The sequence below is a fragment of the Alkalihalophilus pseudofirmus OF4 genome, assembly GCF_000005825.2.
Classification (GTDB): domain Bacteria; phylum Bacillota; class Bacilli; order Bacillales; family Bacillaceae_D; genus Alkalihalophilus; species Alkalihalophilus pseudofirmus.
Map to the genome: position 1 here is coordinate 37,710 of NC_013793.1, position 23,824 is coordinate 61,533.

Here is a 23,824-nt window from a genome sequence, read left to right on the forward strand (position 1 = left end):
TAACGAAGAAAAGGAAATTAATGTTAAACTAAAGGAGCAGGATTGTTGATAAAGAAGTTATAAAAAATTAGTTAATTAGGAGGGTATGATGAGATTTATTAGAGATACAGGTAGGGGTTTTGATATAGAAAATTTCCTTTCTATGCCTTTTGTAGCTCATTTATCAACATTGGTAGAGGATTCACCGAGAGATTCACCCGTTTGGTTTTATTGGAAAAAGAATAGTACAACGACTAGGTTGTTCTAAAATGAATGTAAGGCTTAATTTATGTTTTATGATATATCCACTTGTCGTCAGAGTGTCTCTTCACATAATTTTAAGATATCAATCCTAAAGATTGTTTCGCTAACTGGTAGCGAAAGTAATTTTATGTGATACGGATTTTTATGTTAAACAATCACGCTCATAAGCAGGGAGAGATTAATATTGAGTAATATAACAGAGATAGCCAAAAGAGCAAAAGTCTCTCGCACTACTGTGTCTCGAGTCTTAAATAATCACCCTTATGTAAAGAAAGAAAAAAGGGAGTCAGTTTTAAGAGCGATAGAGGAATTAAATTATGTCCCTAATATGAGTGCAATAAACCTATCAAAGGGAAAAACCAATGTCTTTGGGGTAATAGTGCCTCAGATAAATCACTCATTCTTTAGCAATTTGATCGAAGGAATTGGCAAAGAATGCAATAAACATAATTATAGCTTACTAGTGCTTCAATCTAATTACGATATAAAAAAAGAGCTGAAGTATTTTGATATGCTTAAAAACAAGGTAATTGACGGCATGATAGTAGGTTCAAGCATTATACCCACTAATAAAATTAATGATCTTTCCTCTTCTGGTAAGATCATTTCTTGTGAGTATTCTGCTAGTGAAAAATTTCCAAGAGTCTTTGTGGATCATGAATCAGGTTTTAAATTGGCCGTAGATCATTTAAAGTCGAAGGGGCATCAGAAAATCGGTTTATGTTTAGGTAACCCTAAAAGTGGAGTAGGGATAACTAGAAAGAAATCTTTTTTTAACTTATTACGGGAATATCAATTAACTTGGAACAATGACTGGTACTTTGATGAAAGATATACCATTTATGATGGCATAAAAGTGGCAAGTAAATTGTTAGATAACCCTGTACGTCCAACTGCGGTGGTGGTAGGTAGTGATCAAGTGGCAGCTGGTATATTGTATGAGGTTAAGCGGCGAGGGATACGGATTCCAGAAGACCTAGCATTAATAGGGTTTGATGATCAGCCCATAGCAAAGGTTTTAGATCTAACTACAATAAACCAACCCATCATAGAATTAGGTGAGGTAGCTGCCAATTTACTATACAGACTTGTGAATGGAGAGGGAATTCATGCTGATACAAAATTGGAATTAGAATTGGTCGAAAGAAAGTCAGTTTGAAACAACTCGACTCGAAGACTGCCTTTGTCTAAAATAACATAACTATCCTTTATCAGACTTTAAAATAAAGCCTATGAATGTTTGTTAAGTCAAGAATAGATGCTTTTAGTCTTACTGAACACCCCCATTTAGCTGAACAATTCCAAAATACTTAGGGAGTTAGTTGGTAAACTAATATAGTTATAAAAGGAGCTAGTGCAGAAATTGGGTGCTTTTTTAATTCTTAATACAAGCATAGTTAGATTTTATAATGATTAAAGGCTTTGTGAAATAATGTACTTAAATGTAGTGTAGTGCTTTGAATTATTTAAATTACATTTTAAAATTATTTTCATATAAATTTCGTGCCCTTTCTAAAAGGTGATACAAGCACTTTGTCACTTGATTTGGAGCCTCTGCGGGCATGACTATGGAGCCAGGGAGCCAGATGAAACAAAGGTTTCTGGCTCAGCCAAACTAGGCTATCATGCCCGCCACTCCAATTCAAGTGCAGGTCTCTATCAATGTTAGTTTTATACATAGAAAGCTTTTATTTAGCCAGTTTTCCTTTAAAAGCACTACAGAAAGTAACGGAGCAGTTTTGTTGAAGATGAATTGAAGGGAGATGGTTAGATGGCAAAATGTACAAAATGTAATTATAAATGGAAAGCCAAAGAGAATTGGTCACTCGGATTTTCAAAAAAGGGGAAAGACTGTTCAAACTGTGGGCATAAACAATATATTTCGGCAGTGTATTTGGCAATCCTTCAATGTATAAAACGGCAGTGGGGTATATTCATATTACTGTATAATCTTTCAGACCTTGAACGCTTGACATGGAGCCTCTACGGGCATAATTTTCCGCAAAGGAACAAGCCTTAGACTTTACGAGGCATACGAGCCTATCATACCCGCCTCTCCATGTAAAGCTGAGGGTATACATTAGTTTTTGCATAATTACGATTGCCGAAACCTACATTTTACGAATGCCACAAACAGGCAGAGACGCAACGGATATTTACATTAGGATATCTAAGTCTGATATTTGTTCCAATCCTTCCCTTCTTCATCAAATTAAGCGATAAAGATGAACCGTTATGGTAGTCATTCTTCAATTAACGGGAGCGATAGTTGAATAAAAGGTTATCGCCTTCCCTTGTTTAAGTAACGGAGCAGAATACTTTAAGAATGATTGTGGGTTTTAATGGTAGTATTGGTAGCATTTAAGAAAGGAAGTTGAACTTTTTGGGTATTTGGAAGATGTATGCTATTACATTTGTTGAAATAATCATTTTCTTAGTTGTGGGATTCCTTTTGACTCAAAAAGTATTAAGTAACATATACGAGAGTGCAGGTATAGCTTATTTAGGGAATGTTGGTGTAGTCTGGTTTGGTTTATCTTTTTTACTATTTTGTCTATATACATTGTTTCGGACTTATATCTTATCTAAAAGAAGTCCATTATTGAACGAACGTATAACTTCTATTACTTTTTGGATAGTTTTTATTTGGTCTGCTTATTCTGTGTTCTCTCCTTTTGTAAAAGGTGAAATTTAAGATATTAAGTTACTGGGTGCGATTGCTCAATAAGGGTAAATCGTTTCTTCTTGTTGAAGTAACTACCAATTTCTAAGAATAAACTAAAATTAGGAGGTGATAGAAGTGGATCTTATCTACATATCATCAGTCATTGTGGCGATTTTTTGTGTTTTCGTTGCAGTTTTTCAAGTGCTGCTTTCACTTGGCTATCCTTTGGGTGAATTTGCTATGGGAGGATATTATAAGGTTTTACCTAAAAAATTACGAATTGTGAGTGCAGTGAATGCTTTGATTCTCTTATTTATGGGCTTTATTTTTCTGCAACATACCAAGGTCTTAAATGGTTTAGGTTTTTTATCTACAAATATATTAGTATGGGTTATTACAATCTTCTTGGGCTTAAATACAATAGCAAACCTATTATCTAGGAGTAAAAAAGAAAAACTTATTATGTCGCCATTATCGGGTTTTATTTTCGTATTATGTTTATTTATTATTTTATTATAGATTTTTTTCCTTAAGTCTAATTCAAGTTATTTTAGGATCACGGTAAAAGCATCAGCATGATTTTGGAGCTTTCTTAACTATTAAATGAAATATAGAAAGGGTGATCACCCTTTCACTAATTGTTATTGCTCTTGGTTTTTCGTTTTGACTTGACCTTTGAAGGCGAAGTAGGATACTACAAAAAGCATGATGATTACTCCATAAAAGGCCAAGCCCTTTACAATCCCTTTACAAGCCCTTTTACACCAGTGAAGTGAAGGGTGAGCAGAAGCACAACCAACACCGCTGAAATAAGTAAGGATACCTTATATCCAGGGCCAGTAGGACGTTCTTGAAACATGAAATCACATCCTCTAAGGCTTAATAGTAATGGTTGGACCAATGTAACGGAACTCAATCGTTACACCTGGATCGCTTGTTCTGCTTGCTGTACGGAGAGCAACAGCTGAATTGCCCATTAAAATCGTAACCCAGCCTTTAGGAACCATCTTATATAGCTGATATGCATACCAGTAAGAGCTAGACAGCCTCCACCGATGGCAACAGCAAGATCTTCCGCTTCATCAGATAGAAGACCAGAGCAGGTAGATTTAGATATTCGTGCCTTTCGAGGGTTTCGATACATGGAAGGGATTTATAAAGATCAAGAAAGACTTGACGTTTTTGATATAGAAGAGCTCATGGATAAGAGAAGATCAGCTTATTCACGACGTGGTGGGGCGCTCAGACAACGATAAAAAAAGAATAATAAGGCGGGGATGCTTATGGCAGCCAAGTATTTAGAATATATAGATATTTTAAAATTGAGGATGAAAAAAAGTTATAAAAGCAGTCGAAAAGGAGCTACATAACTATAAAGCTCTTAAGGTTAAAATGAAAAACTTACAAGAAAGACAAGAACAAGGGGTTCTTTTATTCGAAAAAATCACTCCAAAATTATCTGACCGACCAATAGAAGAAATAGAAGAACTAAAAGTAAAGCAAATGAATTTAGCGTTAACAGAGGGTATAAGTAATTTAGAGAGTTCAATAATCGAAATAAGGTATTTTTCACCTAATAAAATAACAGACTTAGAGATATGTTAAGAACTTGGAATTAAAAAGAATAAATACTACGCATTAAAAAAACAAGCGCTATTAAATTTGGCAAAATCATTAGGAATAATATAAAAAAGACACCAAACTAGGTGTCTTTTTTTGCAACCTTTTGAATTAACTCCACGTATACTAATTAACACGGAAATAATCTACAGCTAATGTTTGAGTGTATGTGCTATTATGGTGAGCTATAGTTGAGTAGTCGTAGTATCCTCGTGCAGGGTAAGAGTCACGTACTCTCCAGTTCCAGTATGAGATATAGGTAGTACCAGGGCGTGCCCAACCAGTGAACCTGTTAAAAGCCCAGTTATACCAAAAATTTTTAGAGATAGTAGCTGGTACTCTTGAAGCTATGTAAGCGATCATCACATCTATCACTTCACCCTTGGTAGCATTAGTAAAAGTTCTTCTTACAGGACCATGAGTAATTGTACCGCCATTACCACCACCTGGAATACTCATAACACCAAAACCATCTTCTACTTGCATTTGCTCTTCTGCTACTTTAGTAGATTGATATAATGATTCTAAATGTTCATCAGATAGAGGAGTGGTTCCTGTGAATGTAATACCTTTGTACTCGTACTCATATTGATAAACATCTTCTTCCTCAATAATTTCGTTTGCGAATGCAGGGTTAATGCTACCTAATAATGCTAATAATGTTACTGTAAAAACTAAAAAACATGACTTTTTTAACAATCCAGTCCCTCCTAAATTTGGTATAATATTCACACAATTAATATGCTATAATAAAATTCAGAATTTGTACACTATTATCTAGTTCTTCGGAGGTATTTTATGGAAAAATTACACAAGACTTTAGTTTTAGTAGCTTACTCAGCGTTTATATTGCTAATAATTCATGATTTTTTCCCGGGTCTAGCTTTATTTGATATCTTTAATAGTGGTTTGTTTATAGCGTTTATTTTAATTGCCTTAGTTGTATCAATTATTTTTAGAGGTAAGTTTAAAGGGGAAAGAGCATTTAGTTTTACCTGGAGCTTAATTGGGCATTTAGTAGTTTTCCTTCTTATAGGGACTTTGATGATGCTGGGTGGGTCTTCAACAGTTGGGATTGGTTTAGATAATCCAGTTATGTGGATCTTGTTTATATTATCTCTAGGTACATTATTTAACCAATATAAGAAATCGCGAAAAGTTGATCATATTTATGCGGAATAGAAAAAAATACAGGATATACAATAAATAGAGGTATTTGTAATCGAATAATTTAAAGCTACCCTATATCGCTAAAAAGTGGTATAGGTTTTTTTGTATTAATGATTAATAATCTAATTGGATGAAAGACTGGACAAAAACCGGACAAAGGGGTACAAATTGGGTACCTTTTTTTTGTTGGAAGTTCTGTACGCCATTGATAATGGAGATGACGCCTATCTCCATTATCAATGGCGTACTCGGGTGTCTCGAATGGCTATGATCGTTACTGCTTTATCGGGGGGAGTAACGTGAGCCTATGCATTAATTGCGCACGAAAGCTACGGGGCTGTAAAGGTGAGAATCCAACACAAGATATGGTGCTTTAATGGCCTGCTGACTTACGAATCCCAGCAACCTCCCGGGTGATTTTATATGTCAGAAAATCTATTTATATTTTGCTACACTGGTCTAATGGATAAGACGCTGCCCTTTCATGGTAGAAATACAGGTTCGAGTCCCGTGAGAAGACCCCTCTCATGAGCTATACATAGTGGTAATGCATAGCTTTTTATATGCCCTTATCGTTTAATGGATAAGACAGCGTGCTTCTACCGCGCCAATGTGGGTTCGATTCCTGCTAAGGGCTTATAAACTGCATACATACATGTTGAGGCACATAATGGTGTCTCTTTTCTTTTATAAAAAAGACTGGGAGTGAGTTGATGTGAAATGAACTTCGTGCAGCCTATCAGGGATAAACGAAAGCTTGCAGATATCCTAAGTTACTTAAAGAAAGAGAATAAGCGGGATCATATGCTTGTTTTTCTAGGTATTAACACTGGATTAAGAATTAAGTATATTCTTCATTTGAAAGTTAAAGATGTGAAAGGTCACCATATCAGCTTGAGAGAGTTCAAAACAAAGAAGCAGAAAATGACAAGGTTAACCCCTAGTCGCCATTATCGGGTTTTATTTTCGTATTATGTTTATTTATTATTTTATCATAGATTTTTTTTCCTTAAGTCTAATTCAAGTTACGGGTGCATTCCTTCAATTTATTCTAGGATCACGGTAAAAGCATCAGCATGATTCTGGAGCCTTCTTAACTATTAAATTAAATATAGAAAGGGCGATCACAGATATAAATCGTGATCACCCTTTCACTAATTGTTATTGCTCTTGGTGTTTCGTTTTGGCTTCAGTAAGAGCTAGACCGCCTCAACCGATGGCAACAGCAAGATCTTCCGCTTCATCTGCAGTTAATCTAAGGCTATGGCCCCACCAGTGAATGGAATGGTCAAGCATAGGGGTAATCATATCGTCTCGAGGTGCTACGCTTCCTTGTTCAGCTTCAGCTGCGATCATTTTCCATTCTTCTTGAGCTTTTTGTTCATTAATCGAAATAAATAAACCCTCATTTGTTTCTTCTACGTTAAAAAATCCCAGTTTAACCTGTTCGTTAGTAAACTCTTACACATCTAGAATTCCTGAAAAAGTATCGTTAGGGATATGTAAATTGTCTAGGGGAACATCACTTTCATTGATAGCTAGGGTGTTACCATCAAGTGTTACATAGTCTTCTAGTTTCTCAAATGCTTCAACGTCTATATCAACAAATAATTGATCCTCATGAATGATTAATTCTTCTTGTTGATCAGTAATAGGAGTCACAGAAATAGCTCCGATAGGTGTTGCGACAGTGGTAACCAAAAGAGAAGCTGCCACAGATGAGATTAGAAATTTTTTCATGTATATCCACTCCTTGTATGTAAGTCATTGGCAATTCTAGTAAAGTTGTTACTATTTATAAATGAGAGTGAAAGAAAAAATTGAAAACAAACCGAAGGTTCTAGTCCTAGAGATTCGGTACAATCTTGTTAGTAAGAAAGACACCTCACCCCCACACTACACATCACAATAGGGGATTACACCCCCTCCACCTACCCGCACCCCTCATACACAGCATTCCCCTATGGTCTTACTCCCGCTCCTATTCTCATTCGCCACGTGCGCCTTGTGCGCGCAAGTTCCCACCCCCCATCCATACATCCCATTTGTACGTTCAAAACCCATTACGACGTAAAAAGTGACTAAGTTCGTAGAAAATAGTAGCAAGAATAAAACCGGATGCCAGAGAAAGGAGGGGAAATCAAAAGAAAGGACTGCACATACGCCGCATGAAATATAACGCTAATAATAAGGAGAGGAAGGTAGATGAGAGGGGGAAGGATGCATTTAACAATTCCCCTATTGTGTTATATAGTATGGTAAAATAAAAAAAGGGTCTTTCCTTTTCATCTAATCAGGATTTTATTCGATCCGTTCACAAACAACGCAGCAGGCTCTACTCAAAAGCCACTATGGAGGATAAGGTCTTTCTCCCATGGTTGAAAAAAGGATCCTCTTTGATAGGAACCTTCTAGGCCATGGATCTAAACGGGTCCTCGTCCGTTTGAAGAGTTAAATACCTTATCTCTTCTTTATTATCGACTATACAACGAAAGGGTGAGCGTACAGATGACCGAAAAATTGTCCCTTAAACATAGTCTTCAATGGTTGTCTCTCTTTTTATTAAAGCAGCAGCCCCTCACAGCCGATGAGTGCTATGAGAAATTAAATGAAATGCTCCCACCACCACCACAGCCTGGAAGTCCTAAGAGACGCTATTCCAAGGATAAGGTACGAGCTTATTTGAAGGAGCTAGATTCCGCAGGAGCCATCATATCCGTTAAGGATGCTGGGGTTACTAGTTACTCCATTACCAAAAAGGGATATGCAGAAGAGAAAGAGCGCAGGCAAAACTTAGTGAGACGCATGGATCTGATCCATCAATCGCTACAATCACTCTTGCGGTTGATGAGGGGGCAGGATCCTCTTGATACCGTCCTCGTTCCTAAAGAAGATCGGGAATTTGTTCGCTCTCTGATTACCGTAAAAGACGTCATTCGTTTTTATCTTATTGATGCGCTGCAAAAGGGAGCACCTGATACCCTTACCAACCTGCAACATAAGATGTTAACCCAATACGGATGGACATCTAGTCACTCCTATTTTTTATTAATTGGCCGTAATGAAATGTGTGAAGGGGTAGATATTGATAATGAACCCCTTGAAGCCCCGGTTATTTTGTTAAAATCCCAATACGGGGGAAAAGCCAATAGGCGATATACCAGAGAGTATTCTCTGATCGATCCGGTTGCTGCCGAATCATGGAAGGAAATCTATGGCCGCGATGCAGCTGCTAGTATCCAAGAAGCGTTGACCTTCACGAAACAATTATTAACTATCTTACAAAAAGAAAGGGGAGGGGAATAGATGAGCGATATTAATACGGTCGTGCTCTCTGGCAGACTCACAGCAGACCCGAAGCTTCATTACGTAAAGAAAGGGAATGAACAAGTCCCTGTTTGTAACTTTAGTATCGCTTCAGAAGATAAATATGGACGGACAAGCTTTATTCCTGTCATCGTATGGAGAAATTATGGAGAATCCGTTGCAAACTATATTGAGAAGGGCCAAGAGGTCATTATAAGTGGCAGCATCTATAGTCGTCATGACGCTAAAACCGGAAGAACTTTTATAGAGCTTCATGCCAATGAGGTAAAATACGGAAACAAGGCAGGCGTAAATCATGATCACGTTTAAGGAATTGATGGGTAAACTATGCGAACCGTTTCCAAAAGAAGTCCATGAACCTCGGTTTGATGGTCATGGCACCTATATTCCCATCCATGTGTACCTGCACGGTTGAATGAAGTAGCCGGTGAACACTGGAGTCATGAACGTGTGGGAGAACCCCTCTTTTATATGGAAGACAGGCTGGTACATACCGTGGTTAAAGTATCAATTTTAAATAGAAGCCATATGGGGGAAGGATTCTCTAAATTTCAAGTAGATGATCAGGGAAGGATCATTAACCGTCATTATGCGATTCGATCAGCTACAAAAGATGGGGTACGAGATGCTATATCTTACTTTGGAATAGGTAAGTCATTTAACGATACTGTTAAAATAAACAAAGCACCAGATGTAGAGGAACATGAAACATTGTTTGAAAATCGCACCTGTATAAAGTGTAATATCTCATTATCTGATGATGATCGAAAAGAACTTAATCGTTTAAAGATTAAGTTTGATTATTGTATCGATCACATCCCAAAACATTTTAAAAAGTAAAAGTTTAAGGGAAGCTATTTCCAGTGTACATTATATCAAATGAGGCAGTAGATATTTAACAGAGTTACCGTACTCAGAAAACAGGAGTAACGTTGGAAAGAATTATTAGCGGAATAATAAGAGGAAAGCTGTACAGCTTTCCTCTTATGCGATCCTGAATGGGTGAATACGTTTTTAGAGCTCTTCTACTTTTCTTTTTAAAAAACAGTAGTAATCTTAATTAACCCTTGTTTAAATAAGTCGATTAAGGGAATCCCTTCTATTTTGGTAGATTGAATTAATGATATAGAGTCGTCACTTGATGAATTGCTTACCAGTGTTTGACCGCTCCATATAGCTCTTCCCTCTGAAGAATTAGAAATGAGATATTCTTTTCCCTTATAAGTGAATTCTATTTCTCTCCCCTGTTCCAAATAATATAATAATTGTTGGTAACTTATGCTCTTGCCTGCGGGAACGTCTCCAAAGTTTACTTTATCATCCATCCATATCACCCTTTCTTAATGTCGACTTCTTACTCCATCCTTCCGAGTATATCTATGCGGAAATTTATAATTACCTGCGTGCAAAGATTTTTGATATAATAGTAGCTTTTCTATCCTAGATAAACAAAATAAATTAATAATAGACATTACTATTGTTTGTTTTACAAATGATTTAATTGTTTATAAGTGATTTTAATAGATTTATTTGTTTTGTTGTTTTCGGAACGCGAAACCCTTGCTAATACTAGCAATCTAGCACTTTATTATCACACATAGGGGAGTAAATTATCACACATAGAGGAGTGAACTCTCACACATAGAGGAGTGAACTCTCACACATAGAGGAGTAAACTATCACAGATAGAGGAGTGAACTCTCACACATAAGGGAGTATAATTATCACACATAGAGGAGTGAACTCTCACAGATAGGGGAGTGAGCTCACACATAGAGGAGTGACTCTCACAGATAGGGGAGTAAGCTCACACATATGGGAGTGACTCTCACAGATAGGGGAGTAAGCTCACACATAGAGGAGTCAATTTAAACTTAACGGAGCGAATTATCACACATAAGGGAGTAAGCTCACACATAGAGGAGTGAACTCTCACACATTGGGGAGTATAAACCTACGTAGCACTGTTGTTTTTATACATAAATCATCCATACCCTCCAATTATAGGATAATTATTCTGTAGATTGATCAAATGATCGCTTTAATTCACCCTAAACCGTGATACTTAAATCGTTTTGACACCTCAATGTGTGATAATAACGATTGCATGACTCCCCAACGTGTGATAGTTGATCTAGATAACTCCCTAAAGTGTGAGGGTAACATGATGTGTTATTTTTTTAGGACTGGTTGTAACGTGAATGATCAGGTTGAGCCACTTTTTCAACGAACTATCACACATAGAGGAGTAGATTTTTATATTTTCTTCTACTATAGTAGAAGAAAATGGTCCAAGGTGAAGTAGAGGTGATATGCAATGAAAGCGGAACAACTTATTTTATCTGATTCGAAGGTTTCGCCTGAATATTTAGTGACCCAGTCCAACAGTTTAATAGAGACGCCACAGGATTTGACGCTGCAAGAAAAACGAATTATTCTCACCCTAGCTTCCCTTGTCCAACCCGGTGATGATAATTTTCGTATCCATCGAATTAAAGTGAAAGATCTTGCTGATATTATTGGTATTAAAGAAAAAAACTTTTATACCAAAGTTGAGAATGTTATAGAAAAATTACAAAATAAAATGGTCACGATCGAAACGGAGCGATCCAAATTAAATATGCACTGGCTTTCTTCAAGTGAGTATTTTAAAGGCCAGGGGTATGTAGAGTTAGAATTCTCGGAAAAATTGCGTCCTTTTTTACTTGAATTGAAGCAGAATTATACGCCATTTAAACTACGAAACGTTTTAAGATTACGAAGTGAATATTACATAAGAATTTATGAATTACTTAAACAATATGAGAAAGTGAAAAAGAGAGTATTTTCTCTAGAAGAGCTAAGATATCATTTAAATATTCCTCCAGATAAGTACAAGCAGTACGCTCATTTGAAAAACCGTATTATCTTAAGAGCTCAAGAAGAGCTTAAAGAAAAGACGGATTTAATCTTTGAATTCCAAGAACAGAAGGAAGGTCGTAAAGTCGTCGGGGTTGCTTTTTATATCAAAAAGAACCGTACTTTATTAAAAGAAGTGCTTTCGAATGAAGCGCCGGATTCCACGCCTTATGAGCTTTTGATTCGCTTTGGGGTTAGACCAGATAAAGCTAAAAGTATGGTCGATCAATACCAGGAGGATCAGATCAAAAGAAATATCACGTATATACTAGAAAATAAAGAGCATGACGATATTGATAACATAAGTGGATATATTATAGCTGCGATCGAAGGTGGCTATGCTGGAAGTGATGATGAACTACTGTCTGATTCTAGCACAAAGTCTTTTTCAATCGAAACACTGAACAGCTGGTTGTTAAAAAAATATAGAGGTACTACTAGTGTAGTGACAAAACTTCTTTTAGAAGATCACGTTATAAATTTCCTAAAACAAGAGGGGTTGAATGAGAAAGAAGCACAGGAATATTGGAATGAGAATTGTGAAGAGATCAATTTAAAAGTTAAGGAAATCGTGCAACACAATAGAAACAATAAGAGTAAAAGAAAAAATAAATGATATGGAGGGAGCTCCGGATACCGTCTACATAGTAGGTGTATTCGGGGGCTTTTCTGTATTTAAATAGAGAGGATGAAGTCTTGATGAAATCCACAACTTAAATTAGATAATTAAGACCTTGATGAGTTAAAGCTATTATTTGCAGATACAAGAAACAGGTACGAGGTAGCAAAATCACATTTCGAATTTGTGAGGCCGAAATGCTGTTAGAAGATCTTAAAGTAATTAAGAAGCAGTATAAGAAATTAAAGCAACAAGTTTATATCAGGATGGGGGGTTGATTTCATTAGCAGAATTATTTCTGAGAACGACGCTGCAATCGGGATTTATTAAGCGAAAATAAATTAGTAATATCATAAGGGAGACAATTCAATTAATGCTTAATCAATCAGTGCATGTTGTAATCGCTATCTTAGTGTTTATACAAGCCCTGATAGCATTAAACCTCATTATCCTATTCTCACCATTGATTTTACTAGTAAGTATATGTGAAAAAAATTTGCTTATTTTTATTATTAAAGAGCTTTTTATTTTTGTTTGAAGCATCGTAACAAATTGTTGCTTTATTTTTTATCACAATATCAAGGGTTCTTGAAATGAAATGAGGAATTAGAATTGGATGAATGGAATAATCGAAATAACAACAGAAAGTAACGTCTTGGTCATCAAGTCAAGACTTAACGATGGTTCGTTCAACCCAAAATTTGAACTTAGCTATAGAGAAAATTCTTCTCGGTCATTCCGTTGAAATAGCTTATACATCTTTAGCTATAGGAGTAGATTTAAAAAGGGATGAATACTTAATGGACAAAGCAACAAGCGTTAATTATCTATCTTTTGAACAGTCTACTGAAGAAGCTTTTTATAATGCCGGAAAATATATTAGCGAACATTAGGATAATGTTCTTGTCATAGGGATGGCCAACAAGGCAAAAGGGCAATTGTTCTTCAATAGTAATCTTCTTCATGCTAGTTTCCGATTGGGTTTTAAGAGGTTGAATTGCTGGTTTCGCTTGGGGGTCGAAGCAAAGGCATCAAGAATCTACGGACTGTAGGCGCAAGCCGTAAAGCCCGTGATTATCAAGCTATTTAATGCCACAGCGACACTTACGTAAAAGCGTTCTTTACTTTTTGATCAGACCTTAAGTGCTGTCGTTCAGTTCATACTTAATCTTAAAAGCTACTTATGTATAAAGGAAATAGTGTAAATTTAGATTAACTATAAATTATAGTGAAAGAAATGAGGGAGTACAGTGAAGGAAGAAGATTTTGATAAAAACGGAGAACAGAATGACAGGGTAAATGATTCTAATAATAACGAAGATCGGAATGAGAAAGACAGTATAAAAGAAAATAATAGAGATTGGAGAGTAATTAATCACCAAGATTTCCTATCTCAACATAGTTTAAGAATGGCTGAATATGTTAGTGAACTAACTCGTCCTTTGACTACTTTTTCAGAACCATTTTACTCTATGATTGACAAGATGACAGAACCGTTAAGAAATATCGAACAATTAGGAGAAATGGTTAACAATAGTCTTAACAGTATTGATTTTGATCAAATTTCAGATAGTTTACGTGATTTACTACAATGGACCAAAGACTCCTTAGATGAATTAAATAAAGAGGACATTTATGTTGACATAGAGTTACTGGATAAAATGAATTTCGTTGAACTTGAAGAACAGATGAATAAAGATTACCTATTAAGCATTATTGAAGATAATTTAGAAGACACTATCCAAAAATTAATAAATGAACCAGAATTCTCTATACATAAAAAATTGTTAACTCAAACCTATAAGTGCTATTTAAAAGAAGACTTTATTGTTGCAGCATTGCCTATTTACGCTGTAATAGAACATTTTATTACGAACTGGATACATAGTACAGATGGACATGTTGACCCAATGTCTCATCCCAAACGTGGTGTGAAAAGCCGTGTAGGAAATATGATGAAAAAATATAATAGCAGCGAAAAAGAAATAGAAACTATCGAGAGGATTTTTGCCATTTCCGTCTTAAGAGGATATGAAAAAATCTTTTTTACAAATATAAATAAATTCGCTGGTGGACTTCATAGAAACAGCAGTCTTCATGGGTACCATGATTATGAATCAATAAGCAAATTTGAATATCTAAAGCTAATCCAATTATTGAAAGCGACTTTGATGTTAAGAGGGTACTCATATAAAGATCTAACCGGTGAAGATACTTAATGGATCTTATAAACCCTATCTAACTTTATAGATAGTTTGTAGCTGCACAGCAACGATCTTGCAGGCTCGTTAATTATCAGAAAAAGCGTATGCTTATCTTCCTTCGTTAAAATTATAATTTACGATGGTGGCTTTAAAAAAAAGAGTGGAGACATTACATGTCATGGAAGACTGATATAATTATTCGTATAATACTTATTTTATGAACTATACATCATAAGGTTAAATTTGGTACAATTAGATTATCTATTACTTTAAGGTTTACACTTTGAGACATGTAATCAGCGAATGCTTAATTGAAAATACTTACCCTAACGGTGGAAAAAGCACAACTATATCATTAAAACGGAGGTGGATATTATGGAAAAGGTTTTTATCCCTCAAGATGCTAAAACAATTGTCAGTACATCAAGTAAAGGTGATCAATCAAAGTGGTTAGTGGGAGGTAAATGGATTAAAGAAAATACCCGGGGCTATGAAAATATGGCAGAATATGTAGCTTCCCTCATATTACAAAGTTCAACTTTGCCGCAAGAATCTTACATATCTTATACCCCATGTTTGATTGAGAAGGCTGATGGTACGGTAAAAGAGGGCTGTTATTCATTGGATTTTCGTGGACCTTTGCAAGAAGTAACACTTGAACGTTTGTTTGAAGCACACTTTGAAACAACTGATGAGGTTTTAAACAATACACGTTACTCCACAGTAGATAAATTTAACGCTATTATGGAAAAAGTACACCATTTTACCGGGCTCGATGTTACCTACGAAATGGCACAAATGCTAGCTTTCGATGCATTTATTCTTAATGAGGATCGTCACACAAATAATATTTTGTTCCTATTTAATCCAAAGACAGAAGGTTGGCAGTTAGCTCCAATTTTTGATCATGGTTTAAGTTTACTTTCCGATTTGAAGGATTACCCTATGGATAAATCTATAAGTGTCCTGAAAAGAAAATTAAAAGCTAAACCTTTTAACTCTTCTTTTACTAAGCAGTTAGCTTTATTCAAAGGACCTTTTATCCAAAGTGATTTACTTCTTACTAAATTAGAGGAAAGTCCCTATGATATAGGCAGAACAAAAGACGTTGTTCTCTCACAATTAAAAGATGTCCGGTTGCAACAACTAATTATTAATTAGAGAGGTGTCTAAATGATTGACTATATGAAGTTCGATGTAATGTTATTTGACGATGTCATTGCCTGTGTAGATTTAAAACCTTCTGGAAGTGAAAAACCTTATGTTATTAACTATATTGAAGGATTTAATAAACAATTTTCACCAAACCCTGAAGGATACATTACAAAAGATGAGTTAGAAAAATGGCTAAAGTGGCGCGTGTTTCCTGAAACAAGGTTTAATTCGGATGAATTACTAGCTGCACTTGGCTTAAATAGCTATAATCGTTGGGCTATTATTCGTAAAACACATGGTGTAATGGCTGATGATGAGATCTGGTTACGTTTTAAAGGTGAAACATTGAAGCATCGGGATGTGACCCTGCGCAAATCTCTTTATTATCCAGATTCGCATTCGATATAGTCATTACCTGTTAAATGATTTGAATTTGTTATATACGAACATATATTCGTATTAATTGTCTTATACGAACAATTCAACAAAAAACGACAAGGAGGTAGCTTATGTCCTCTAAACAACATGAATACTACGAAAAAAGATTACTAGATTTAATGGATAAAATGCCCCCTTACATCATTGAATACTTAGATTCTCGATTGGACTATCGCTCCTCTCTTACCCTTTTTAACTATGCTCGTGATTATCAAGAGTTTTTGAAATGGTTGATTAGTGAAGGGATATCCGATGCAAACGATATAAAAGAGGTCTCAGTGGATACCCTTGCTAACCTCTCCTTGCAGGAAGCGCAAGCCTTCTTTAAGACCATGCTGCGAAGAAAATATTTAGTTTCAAAGAAATCTGAGGAATATAAACAGGTACAGGAAAAGACGGTTAATCGAATGAAATCGGCTCTTAGAAGTCTTTTTAAGTATTTAACAGTCGAAGCTGAAGCTGAAAATCATGAACCCTACTTTCATCGGAATGTCATGCAAAAGATTCCAGTCCATAAGGTCTCAGAATCGCGTAGCGAACGCGCAGCGAATATGACTGAGAAAATATTTATCGAAAATGCGGATGCTGACTTCTTACATTATGTTCAGAAGGAATATGAACTGACGCTTACGAAGGGGCAAATGCGTTATTTCAAACGAGATAAAGAGCGCGACTTTGCTATCCTCTCTTTATTTTTAGGGTCAGGCATTCGCTTGAATGAGCTATCTAATCTTAAATTGGGTGATGTAGACTTTACTCAGAAGGTCATACGAGTCATACGCAAGGGAAATAAAAAGGATTCAGTGACCGTAATACCAGAAGCCTTAGATGATTTAAAAACTTACTTAGAGATTCGGAATGAAAGGTATAATGCGGATGGTGATCCACATGCTTATGTATTTATTACTAAAGGGAAAAATGGCTATTCTCCCCTCTCTAATCGAGCTATTCAAAAAATAATTGCTAAGTATACTGAATCCTATGATAAGCGAATGTCTCCTCATAAACTGAGACACACGTACGCTACCAATCTTGCAGAACAAACGGGTGATATTCCCCTAGTGATGACACAGCTCGGACATTCCTCACCAGAAACGTCTCTTCTCTACATTAACACTAGTTTAGCGAAAGCGAAGAAAGCTGCTGAAGAAATGGGTAAGCGGAGAAAGCGTGATTAAAATGTTTCCTCACCCTCTAATCCACTACTAAATTTATTCATCAACATAAACATGTATCAATGGGATGATCCCCCTAATCTACATCTTCATCTTGAGAGATATAACACAAAAATAACTGTGGTCGCTTTAGAGCAGACCACAGTTATTTTTTATTTGGTTTCTTTGAGGTAGTTCCAAAGAGGTTTTGTCACTCTAACCTTCAATTTGGCAATAATATTATTAATAAATCTATACAGTAAGTTGTGGAAGACGAATGAAACCCGATTTCACTTTAAGAATTAACGGTAAGAAGGATTCTGTATAAACCTATTGCGCAACAATCGCGCAATAGGTTTTTTAATGTTAATCCCTCGGTACTTATATAACTTTTATATTTCTCGTTTTAACCGTTAACGTTTTTGTTCTTAGAGGTTTTTGTTATTTCCTTTTTCAAATTATCTATATCTAATATACTTGAGATAACCTTTGGATCAAAGAAACCACTTTTCTTCTCAATTAGTAATTTAAGAAGCGCCTCTTTCTTCAATTGTTTAAAAATAAAAAGAGCATTAAAGTAATCTTCACTGATATTTATAAGCGGATGCTCCAGTTTCTCCCTACATTGCGCCCTCTGATAAAACAACTGACCTAAATAATCAAAATTCCCAATGTCAATTGATAGATTTATTCCTATTACAGTAATTTCATAACTTTTTTGATATTGCTCCAGTATGTATAACGTTTTAGAGTAGTTATAATACACTTTGACCAAAAATTTCTTTTCAGTAGTAAATTCAGAAGAGGAAAGAATCTTCTGGTAGAGATCTAATGCACGTTGAAACTGTTTGTCTTTTGTTAAGTATATAGCTAGACTGTTTTGAACTTTTTGTTCCAATAGCCAATCATGAATTAACAACGTACTATTTCTTATGCAGACTACTAGGTGCTGCAGATTACTTATGGTCTCTTCGATTGAAATTTGATTTGTCTCTTGTTTAGCAACAAGTAAGTTCCACTCCAAAAAGTAACATATGTTGCTATCCCTTTTATTGTCCGCTATATTTAATTCCTTCTTCACAAATTCATATAAGCCATTATAGTTTTTATCATCCAGAAATCCGTTTATAACCAACCTTACCTCATTAAAATAGGCCTCCCTTTCCACAAACATAAAAGTTAAAAAGTGTTCAATAGGCACATTTAATCTAGAAGAAATTAGACCCATTAAGTGAAAACTAGGTGTAACTCGACCTAATTCAATCCGTGCAATTTCAGATTGGTTACAAATACCTTTAGCTAGTCTCCCTTGTGTCATTCCCCGAATTTCTCTTAAACGTTTTACTTCTTCTCCAATTTTCCTCATAGTTACACCTTCACATATGCAAATTTACATATTTTCCGTTCATTCAAAAGTTATTTCGATATAAGTAGTATCACAACAACATAGATGCTTTGTCAACAATCAATTTACACTTTTTAGAAATTTATAAGATGGTATAACATGACGGTAAAAGGAGGTGTAAAGATAGTGAAACGCATTCTACCAACATTAACTCTACTAGGTACACTTATAGTAATAAGTGCTGTGGCAGCAACTAATGAAAATACTTATATATATGCAGGAAAAGGTGAATTTGCCCCTATAGCTATTGTTAAAACCTTTGATCTACCTTTTGAGCATTAAAAAAATGAAACCAAAATCAGTGTCCTTATGATAAATTAACATTTCTCCTACAAATAATGTTGTCATCATATATGTTATCATCATATAACCCTATTATTGGTAAAAAGCAGAAGGACCTACAACCTTTTATTGTAGGTCCTTCTGCTATATTCAAAGTGATTAGAAAATTACTTTTTAAACTGTGCTCTATTACTTGCTAAGGGGTCTTGTAGCAAATAAGGATCTTCCTCTGTAACTGCTTCAAAAGGGGGTGGAATCATTAAAGTTTGGTAAACGTTATTTTCGTTATCTAGAAAGCCATCTTCGAGTTTGATGGTGATTGATTTCTCTTCATCTGGACCTAATTCATCATATATATACTTATCATCACCAATAGGAACCTGTTGAAAATTTAATAAACTAACTAAATAGAAATCTATTGATTCAGAATTAGAATTTCCGTAGAACAATGTAATAGGATTATTCTCCCCCATTTCATGTTCAAAAAGAACTTCGTAATCTTTATCTCCGTTACTTAATAACGTACCATGAATCTTTCTTTCTTCACTCTGTATTGATTCAGCGGATAATTCTGGTCTTTTCTCTGGAATATTATCAATGTTTTTAAATAAATTCACTCTTATCGAAAACAAATCAGATAGTCCGATAGAAGTGGGGTAATCTTCGGGGATTACCTCTGGACTGTTTAAAAGTATGTAAGTTATAGAGTGAAATCCATCATTTAGATCAGATAAAGATACTTCCATTTCTTTATGTTCACCTGGGCCCACATCAAAAATATAGTGATCAGTAACTGAATTGTCAATTTCAAAGTTAATTTGTTCTCCATGATTAAAAATTAAAAGGACAAACGAACTCTCTGTTGAGGTTTTATTACCTAGTATCACACTTTTTTGAAAGTTATCTTCTATATTAAAAGTTCGCTCATATTCAAATTCTTTATCATCATATAATCCCAATGTATAGACTTCTTCGTATTCTGCAATTGGCTGTTCGTGTGTTTCGAAATTATCAAAATTATCATCAGTAGGTTGTACTTGGGAACAACCGCTTATAAGCAATAAAGAAATAAGAGTGCAAACTAAATGTAACTTCTTCAAAAAATCCCTCCTATATGATTAGGCATGAAGGCAAGGAGCCTTCATACCTAATTATGTTTTCTAATTAAAATCCGCGTTTAGCTTCAGTAGAGTGATAAACGCTATTTGCCCCACTGTTATGATACGAATGAGAACTGCGCGAATATTGTGGAGCCGTTGGAACCATAAATCTTTGTTGCGCTGCAGAAGCATTCGCCAATGAAGATTTTGTCCGATTGTCGGAAGCTTGATTTTCTACAGATCCATTCATTATTAAACTCGTATTAACAGAAATTTTATCAATCGCCTTTTTGGTGCTCTTACTGCTGCTGGTATATGAATCTGAAAAACCATTAGCATATATTCTAAGTTGACCCCATTTAGCTTCTATTCTCGATGTAACCGAACTTCTCGAAGCTGCATGATATACACCTGACTGGATAGAAAATTCACCGGTTTGTTCAGGAAATACAGTTTCTTCTTTTTGGGGTATAACCAACATTTTGTCATAAAACCCACGTTAAGACAATAAATGGAAAACATAAGCTGATATCACCAACGCTAAGGAGATATCAGCATAATTTTTATATCTTTAAAGGTCGTAATTCATTTGATTTGGGTACCTTTTTCGAATCAAATAAATATTCTCCAAGTAAATTTATATGTTCCCAACCCAATGGGGAAATGTGAGGTAATAACTCCTCTTTTAATAAGCCCTTTTCTTTTAATATCTTTGTAGCCTCTGTGAGATAAACGGTATTCCAAACTGTAGTAGCATTTATAAGAATATTTAAGGCACTAGCTCGTTGAAGTTGATCTTGCAATCCTCTTTCCCGTAACTCTCCACGTTTACCAAAAAATAAGGCTCTTGCCAATCCATTCATAGCTTCACCCTTATTTAATCCTCTTTGGATACGCCGGCGTAATGTTTCATTAGAAATATAGTCTAATATAAAGATTGTCTTTTCAATTCTACCCATCTCTCGCAATGCTGTTGCCATTTTATTTTGGCGAGAATAAGATCCTAACTTTCCTAAAATAAGTGAAGCCGATACTCTACCTTCCCGTATGGAATGTGCTAATCGTAAGACATCATCATAGTTATCTTGAATAATCTTAATGTTGATTTTTCCTCGTAGAATGCTGTCAATCTTTGAATAAACATTGGATTTATCCATGACATAAAGTTTAGAGTCAGATAGATCTCGCATTCTAGGAGCAAAGCGAAAACCTAATATATGGCTTAATCCAAAAACCTGATCGGTGTAACCAGCCGTATCCGTATAATGCTCTTCAATGGATAATTCTGATTCATGATGAAGCAATCCATCGATGACATGTACAGCATCCCTAGCGTTTGTGTTAATAACCTTTGTATAAAAAGAAGAAAATTGATCGCTGGTGAATCTATAGATAGTAGTTCCTTTCCCTGTTCCGTAGTGTGGGTTAGCATCAGCATGAAGAGAAGAGACGCCAACTTGTACACGCATGCCATCCGAAGATGAGGTACTCCCATTTCCCCAATATTTTGATAAAGAAAGATGATGTTGAAAATTTACTAAAGTAGCTTGAGCTTTACTCAAAGAATCCTCATGTAATCGCCATTGGGCTGCATTAGCTAACTGATGATAGGTGATTCCTGGTGTTGCTTCAGCCATTTTGGTAAGACCGATATTGGTTCCCATAGCCATAATCGTAGCCATTACAATAGACTTTTCTTCTCCCTTAGGTGGACGATTACTAGACGCATGAGCAAGGTGTTCATCGAATCCTGTCCAATTTGAAACTTCAATCAATAAATCAGTAAGTTTTACCCGTGGTAACATGTTATATAAAGTTTGGCTAAGAGATTTGGCATCTTCCGGTGTATCTTTCTCTAAACGGTCAAGTCGTATCCTTGACTTGTCAATACTTATTCCCTCAAGAGAATCTATGTTTTCCAATATATAATCTAATCTTTCATTTAAAGCAGTATTTCTCTCAATTATATATTCTTGAGCTGACATACCAACAGCTAATCTATTGCCTGTATTCTTAGTTTCATCCCAATTATCTTTAGTGACTAAGTATTCTTCAAAATCCTTATGTAACCTGCTTCCAGCAACCCATATATCTCCTGAACGGATATGGTTTTTTAATTCGGTTAATGCTGCTAATTCATAATACTTTCGATTAATATTTCCATCTTCATCATAGACATGTTTCTGCCATCTCTTTGGCACAAAATCCAATGGCGCGCCTTCGGGAATATGGCGTTTCTTATTATTGTTAATTTCACGCAAGACATTTAGAGCGCGCAATAAAGGCTCAGAAGCCTGAGTCGTACGGAACTCCAATTTACTGAGAAGTACCGGTGTATACTTTCTAAGGTAACTAAACCGGGTGACCAACAAATCTAAGTAATCGTAGTCCATAGGACGAGCTAAACGTTTTGCTTCTTCTATAGAATCAACAATCCTTTCCCAAGGCATTATTTTCTCTAATACTTCAAATGGATCTAGCTCTTCATTTCGTGCTTTTACTAAAGCTTCACCAATATCCGCAAAGTGCAGTACTTTTTCATTGATAGATTTTCCATTTTGCTTTTGCAGTTCTTCTTGTGCTTTTCTACCCTTTGACTGTAAGATCATAATTTGGCGGTCATGAATTTCGATAGCTTGATCGATTAGATCTTGACTAAGAGTTAAAAGGTGAGCTACAAGAATAGCGTACCTTTTATTCTCATTAAACCTCCGAAAGGAATGAGGTTCATATCGGGCGCCTAGCCTAGCAAGCTGAAGCAGCCTATTCGAGTGAATATTTTCGGACTCTGTTGAAAGATTTAATAAACGAACATATTCTAATCTCTCAATTACTTTTAAAAAAGCATCTGGTGATGACTGACCTGGTATTTCCCTTAGCCATCCAAGCTTAGTTTTGGATTTATCGGAAGGGGTATCAATTAATTTCTCCAATTGTTGTTTTTGCCATGGAGATAACGGTTTATAGAGTGAATTATATACTTTCTCCTCTGCCCTTCGCCTTGTTTCCCATACTAATCTTTCAATCGTTGTCATAGCAGGCAGAATGATTTTTCGCTTTCGCATTTCTTCTAAAGTCATCCTTATTAGGAACAGTGCATTTGAATTTTCAATTGCATGGGGGAGTAATGCCTGTGAAATAATCCGATATGACTGTGCTGAAAAATTAGAAAAACCATAATACTTTCGTATTTCCTCCATATGTTCATGTTTCGTTTGCTCTCGTTCAGAATATAGCTTAAATTCACTTGCATCTACTTGTAACTGATTAGCAACATAGTTTATCACCTTATCAGGAACATTCTTGATATCTGAAAGAGACCAACCAGGGTAACGAAAAAGACAAATTTGAATAGCGAATCCCAATCGATTATGATCTCTTCTTCTACGTCTTATTACCTCAATATCATCTTGTGTAAGGGTATAGTAATACGCTAATTCCCAATTACTTAAAGTAGACGGGATTAACAAAAAATCCTTTCTTTGATCAGGTGTAAGTAGTTCTCTTGCTCTTAGATACACAGGAAAATCCCCCTAATCCAACC

At 35.5% G+C, this 23,824-nt stretch carries 25 protein-coding genes and 2 tRNA genes; 17 read left to right on the forward strand and 10 right to left on the reverse strand.

Annotation, left to right across the window (positions count from 1 at the left end):
- Nucleotides 1-427 precede the first annotated feature (427 nt).
- Both BPOF4_RS20715 and BPOF4_RS20730 read left to right on the forward strand, forming a co-directional pair.
- Nucleotides 428-1,402 carry a LacI family DNA-binding transcriptional regulator gene (locus BPOF4_RS20715; RefSeq protein ID WP_012961236.1) on the forward strand — a complete coding sequence of 325 codons (975 nt, stop codon included), beginning with the start codon at nucleotides 428-430 and terminating at the stop codon, nucleotides 1,400-1,402.
- A gap of 1,641 nt (nucleotides 1,403-3,043) precedes the next feature.
- Nucleotides 3,044-3,427, forward strand: a complete 384-nt coding sequence (locus tag BPOF4_RS20730; protein WP_012961239.1) for a hypothetical protein — start codon at nucleotides 3,044-3,046, stop codon at nucleotides 3,425-3,427.
- A 217-nt stretch (nucleotides 3,428-3,644) separates the two neighbouring features.
- On the opposite strand, the gene BPOF4_RS22870 is transcribed toward BPOF4_RS20730, so the two are convergent.
- The gene (locus tag BPOF4_RS22870) at nucleotides 3,645-3,767 is read right to left on the reverse strand and encodes a hypothetical protein (protein WP_012961240.1); all 123 of its coding nucleotides are present in this window, start codon (nucleotides 3,765-3,767) and stop codon (nucleotides 3,645-3,647) included.
- A 13-nt stretch (nucleotides 3,768-3,780) separates the two neighbouring features.
- Nucleotides 3,781-3,915: a hypothetical protein gene (locus BPOF4_RS22875; RefSeq protein ID WP_012961241.1), complete on the reverse strand. Its 135-nt coding sequence runs from the start codon at nucleotides 3,913-3,915 to the stop codon at nucleotides 3,781-3,783.
- 48 nt (nucleotides 3,916-3,963) lie between these two features.
- On the opposite strand from BPOF4_RS22875, the gene BPOF4_RS22360 reads away from it, so the two are divergent.
- Both BPOF4_RS22360 and BPOF4_RS21430 read left to right on the forward strand, forming a co-directional pair.
- Nucleotides 3,964-4,164, forward strand: coding sequence for a hypothetical protein (locus BPOF4_RS22360; protein ID WP_012961242.1), 201 nt, complete (start codon nucleotides 3,964-3,966; stop codon nucleotides 4,162-4,164).
- A 136-nt stretch (nucleotides 4,165-4,300) separates the two neighbouring features.
- Entirely contained in the window at nucleotides 4,301-4,513 is a 213-nt protein-coding gene (locus BPOF4_RS21430) for a hypothetical protein (protein ID WP_012961243.1), read from the forward strand.
- Nucleotides 4,514-4,654: 141 nt separating this feature from the next.
- Here BPOF4_RS21430 and BPOF4_RS20745 read toward each other — a convergent pair whose 3' ends face one another.
- Complete coding sequence (locus tag BPOF4_RS20745; RefSeq protein ID WP_012961244.1) at nucleotides 4,655-5,227, reverse strand: hypothetical protein; 573 nt, start codon at nucleotides 5,225-5,227, stop codon at nucleotides 4,655-4,657.
- A gap of 99 nt (nucleotides 5,228-5,326) precedes the next feature.
- Between BPOF4_RS20745 and BPOF4_RS20750 the strand changes: the two genes are divergently transcribed.
- From BPOF4_RS20750 to BPOF4_RS20760, 3 genes are all read left to right on the forward strand, one after another.
- On the forward strand, nucleotides 5,327-5,710 hold the full coding sequence (locus BPOF4_RS20750) for a hypothetical protein (RefSeq protein ID WP_012961245.1): 384 nt from the start codon (nucleotides 5,327-5,329) through the stop codon (nucleotides 5,708-5,710).
- A gap of 443 nt (nucleotides 5,711-6,153) precedes the next feature.
- A tRNA-Glu gene (locus BPOF4_RS20755) sits at nucleotides 6,154-6,211 on the forward strand.
- Nucleotides 6,212-6,263: 52 nt separating this feature from the next.
- Nucleotides 6,264-6,335: transfer RNA gene (locus BPOF4_RS20760), tRNA-Arg, on the forward strand.
- Between the two features lie 572 nt (nucleotides 6,336-6,907).
- Here BPOF4_RS20760 and BPOF4_RS22365 read toward each other — a convergent pair.
- Both BPOF4_RS22365 and BPOF4_RS20770 read right to left on the reverse strand, forming a co-directional pair.
- A complete protein-coding gene (locus BPOF4_RS22365; protein WP_012961247.1) occupies nucleotides 6,908-7,054 on the reverse strand; it encodes a hypothetical protein in 147 nt (48 codons plus the stop codon).
- Between the two features lie 105 nt (nucleotides 7,055-7,159).
- The gene (locus BPOF4_RS20770) at nucleotides 7,160-7,438 is read right to left on the reverse strand and encodes a hypothetical protein (protein ID WP_012961248.1); all 279 of its coding nucleotides are present in this window, start codon (nucleotides 7,436-7,438) and stop codon (nucleotides 7,160-7,162) included.
- Between the two features lie 768 nt (nucleotides 7,439-8,206).
- Here BPOF4_RS20770 and BPOF4_RS20775 point away from each other — a divergent pair.
- The 3 genes from BPOF4_RS20775 (at nucleotide 8,207) to BPOF4_RS20785 (ending at nucleotide 9,865) form a co-directional block, all read left to right on the forward strand.
- Nucleotides 8,207-9,004, forward strand: coding sequence for a hypothetical protein (locus BPOF4_RS20775; RefSeq protein ID WP_012961249.1), 798 nt, complete (start codon nucleotides 8,207-8,209; stop codon nucleotides 9,002-9,004).
- Nucleotides 9,005-9,334 (forward strand): single-stranded DNA-binding protein, encoded by a 330-nt coding sequence (locus BPOF4_RS20780; RefSeq protein ID WP_012961250.1) that lies wholly within the window; start codon nucleotides 9,005-9,007, stop codon nucleotides 9,332-9,334.
- A gap of 141 nt (nucleotides 9,335-9,475) precedes the next feature.
- Complete coding sequence (locus BPOF4_RS20785) at nucleotides 9,476-9,865, forward strand: hypothetical protein (RefSeq protein WP_148229627.1); 390 nt, start codon at nucleotides 9,476-9,478, stop codon at nucleotides 9,863-9,865.
- A gap of 197 nt (nucleotides 9,866-10,062) precedes the next feature.
- On the opposite strand, the gene BPOF4_RS20790 is transcribed toward BPOF4_RS20785, so the two are convergent.
- The gene (locus BPOF4_RS20790) at nucleotides 10,063-10,350 is read right to left on the reverse strand and encodes a hypothetical protein (RefSeq protein ID WP_012961252.1); all 288 of its coding nucleotides are present in this window, start codon (nucleotides 10,348-10,350) and stop codon (nucleotides 10,063-10,065) included.
- Between the two features lie 992 nt (nucleotides 10,351-11,342).
- Here BPOF4_RS20790 and BPOF4_RS21440 point away from each other — a divergent pair.
- The 6 genes from BPOF4_RS21440 to xerS all read left to right on the forward strand — a co-directional run bounded on the left by BPOF4_RS21440 (nucleotide 11,343) and on the right by xerS (nucleotide 17,517).
- Nucleotides 11,343-12,539: a replication initiation protein gene (locus tag BPOF4_RS21440; protein WP_012961253.1), complete on the forward strand. Its 1,197-nt coding sequence runs from the start codon at nucleotides 11,343-11,345 to the stop codon at nucleotides 12,537-12,539.
- Between the two features lie 683 nt (nucleotides 12,540-13,222).
- Nucleotides 13,223-13,435: a hypothetical protein gene (locus BPOF4_RS20800; protein WP_041823254.1), complete on the forward strand. Its 213-nt coding sequence runs from the start codon at nucleotides 13,223-13,225 to the stop codon at nucleotides 13,433-13,435.
- A gap of 357 nt (nucleotides 13,436-13,792) precedes the next feature.
- A complete protein-coding gene (locus BPOF4_RS20805) occupies nucleotides 13,793-14,761 on the forward strand; it encodes a hypothetical protein (RefSeq protein WP_012961256.1) in 969 nt (322 codons plus the stop codon).
- Nucleotides 14,762-15,121: 360 nt separating this feature from the next.
- Nucleotides 15,122-15,907, forward strand: coding sequence for a HipA domain-containing protein (locus BPOF4_RS20810; RefSeq protein WP_012961257.1), 786 nt, complete (start codon nucleotides 15,122-15,124; stop codon nucleotides 15,905-15,907).
- Nucleotides 15,908-15,919: 12 nt separating this feature from the next.
- Nucleotides 15,920-16,309: a hypothetical protein gene (locus BPOF4_RS20815; protein WP_012961258.1), complete on the forward strand. Its 390-nt coding sequence runs from the start codon at nucleotides 15,920-15,922 to the stop codon at nucleotides 16,307-16,309.
- Between the two features lie 101 nt (nucleotides 16,310-16,410).
- Nucleotides 16,411-17,517: a tyrosine recombinase XerS gene (xerS, locus tag BPOF4_RS20820; protein ID WP_012961259.1), complete on the forward strand. Its 1,107-nt coding sequence runs from the start codon at nucleotides 16,411-16,413 to the stop codon at nucleotides 17,515-17,517.
- 382 nt (nucleotides 17,518-17,899) lie between these two features.
- Here the strand turns inward: xerS and BPOF4_RS20825 are convergent, their stop codons facing one another.
- Complete coding sequence (locus BPOF4_RS20825) at nucleotides 17,900-18,859, reverse strand: helix-turn-helix domain-containing protein (protein ID WP_012961260.1); 960 nt, start codon at nucleotides 18,857-18,859, stop codon at nucleotides 17,900-17,902.
- 165 nt (nucleotides 18,860-19,024) lie between these two features.
- On the opposite strand from BPOF4_RS20825, the gene BPOF4_RS22370 reads away from it, so the two are divergent.
- Nucleotides 19,025-19,180 (forward strand): hypothetical protein, encoded by a 156-nt coding sequence (locus BPOF4_RS22370; protein ID WP_012961261.1) that lies wholly within the window; start codon nucleotides 19,025-19,027, stop codon nucleotides 19,178-19,180.
- A 167-nt stretch (nucleotides 19,181-19,347) separates the two neighbouring features.
- Here BPOF4_RS22370 and BPOF4_RS20830 read toward each other — a convergent pair whose 3' ends face one another.
- From BPOF4_RS20830 to BPOF4_RS20840, 3 genes are all read right to left on the reverse strand, one after another.
- Complete coding sequence (locus tag BPOF4_RS20830) at nucleotides 19,348-20,280, reverse strand: hypothetical protein (RefSeq protein WP_012961262.1); 933 nt, start codon at nucleotides 20,278-20,280, stop codon at nucleotides 19,348-19,350.
- Between the two features lie 64 nt (nucleotides 20,281-20,344).
- Nucleotides 20,345-20,761 (reverse strand): hypothetical protein, encoded by a 417-nt coding sequence (locus BPOF4_RS20835; protein ID WP_012961263.1) that lies wholly within the window; start codon nucleotides 20,759-20,761, stop codon nucleotides 20,345-20,347.
- An 82-nt stretch (nucleotides 20,762-20,843) separates the two neighbouring features.
- Nucleotides 20,844-23,801, reverse strand: a complete 2,958-nt coding sequence (locus BPOF4_RS20840; protein WP_012961264.1) for a Tn3 family transposase — start codon at nucleotides 23,799-23,801, stop codon at nucleotides 20,844-20,846.
- Nucleotides 23,802-23,824: the final 23 nt, after the last annotated feature.

Excerpts from the sequence above, each read along its gene's own strand:
- BPOF4_RS22870 (WP_012961240.1), bottom strand. The coding sequence starts at position 3,767 with ATGTTTCAAGAACGTCCTACTGGCCCTGGATATAAGGTATCCTTACTT.
- BPOF4_RS22875 (WP_012961241.1), bottom strand. The coding sequence starts at position 3,915 with ATGGTTCCTAAAGGCTGGGTTACGATTTTAATGGGCAATTCAGCTGTT.
- BPOF4_RS22360 (WP_012961242.1), top strand. The coding sequence starts at position 3,964 with ATGGCAACAGCAAGATCTTCCGCTTCATCAGATAGAAGACCAGAGCAG.
- BPOF4_RS21430 (WP_012961243.1), top strand. The coding sequence starts at position 4,301 with ATGAAAAACTTACAAGAAAGACAAGAACAAGGGGTTCTTTTATTCGAA.
- BPOF4_RS20750 (WP_012961245.1), top strand. The coding sequence starts at position 5,327 with ATGGAAAAATTACACAAGACTTTAGTTTTAGTAGCTTACTCAGCGTTT.
- BPOF4_RS22365 (WP_012961247.1), bottom strand. The coding sequence starts at position 7,054 with ATGATCGCAGCTGAAGCTGAACAAGGAAGCGTAGCACCTCGAGACGAT.
- BPOF4_RS20770 (WP_012961248.1), bottom strand. The coding sequence starts at position 7,438 with ATGAAAAAATTTCTAATCTCATCTGTGGCAGCTTCTCTTTTGGTTACC.
- BPOF4_RS20775 (WP_012961249.1), top strand. The coding sequence starts at position 8,207 with ATGACCGAAAAATTGTCCCTTAAACATAGTCTTCAATGGTTGTCTCTC.
- BPOF4_RS20780 (WP_012961250.1), top strand. The coding sequence starts at position 9,005 with ATGAGCGATATTAATACGGTCGTGCTCTCTGGCAGACTCACAGCAGAC.
- BPOF4_RS20790 (WP_012961252.1), bottom strand. The coding sequence starts at position 10,350 with ATGGATGATAAAGTAAACTTTGGAGACGTTCCCGCAGGCAAGAGCATA.
- BPOF4_RS21440 (WP_012961253.1), top strand. The coding sequence starts at position 11,343 with ATGAAAGCGGAACAACTTATTTTATCTGATTCGAAGGTTTCGCCTGAA.
- BPOF4_RS20800 (WP_041823254.1), top strand. The coding sequence starts at position 13,223 with ATGGTTCGTTCAACCCAAAATTTGAACTTAGCTATAGAGAAAATTCTT.
- BPOF4_RS20810 (WP_012961257.1), top strand. The coding sequence starts at position 15,122 with ATGGAAAAGGTTTTTATCCCTCAAGATGCTAAAACAATTGTCAGTACA.
- BPOF4_RS20815 (WP_012961258.1), top strand. The coding sequence starts at position 15,920 with ATGATTGACTATATGAAGTTCGATGTAATGTTATTTGACGATGTCATT.
- xerS (WP_012961259.1), top strand. The coding sequence starts at position 16,411 with ATGTCCTCTAAACAACATGAATACTACGAAAAAAGATTACTAGATTTA.
- BPOF4_RS20825 (WP_012961260.1), bottom strand. The coding sequence starts at position 18,859 with ATGAGGAAAATTGGAGAAGAAGTAAAACGTTTAAGAGAAATTCGGGGA.
- BPOF4_RS20835 (WP_012961263.1), bottom strand. The coding sequence starts at position 20,761 with ATGTTGGTTATACCCCAAAAAGAAGAAACTGTATTTCCTGAACAAACC.